At 55.6% G+C, this 261-nt stretch carries 1 protein-coding gene; it reads left to right on the top strand.

All coding sequences use genetic code 11. The features are described 5' to 3' along the window. The coding region (locus LPA41_RS41485; RefSeq protein ID WP_229077016.1) for a hypothetical protein at positions 1-233 on the top strand (233 nt) is incomplete at its 5' end. Positions 234-261: the final 28 nt, after the last annotated feature.

The following is a 261-nucleotide window of genomic DNA, read 5'->3' as shown; positions in this document are numbered from 1 at the left end:
GACCAACCCACAACCTCACCCGCAAAACACCAGCACCGTCACAGACGATCGGTATGAAATGCAAGGTCATGCCTGGCATTGAAGACCAACCACAAGGGTTGTTCTTTCAGATACCCAACAGGGTGCTCATCACCGGATTCCAGCCGCACCAACACCCGTTCCACGCCACCGAAGCAGCTGTACTAGGAAGCCGGCCGTTGCCAGATCCAATTAGCCAGTGTCTCCGCCTATGAGCTCCTCACCAACACATTCGGTCGATGC

The sequence above is a fragment of the Actinoplanes sp. DH11 genome, assembly GCF_020873875.1.
Classification (GTDB): domain Bacteria; phylum Actinomycetota; class Actinomycetes; order Mycobacteriales; family Micromonosporaceae; genus Actinoplanes.
This window is presented reverse-complemented; position numbering and strand designations above follow the sequence as displayed.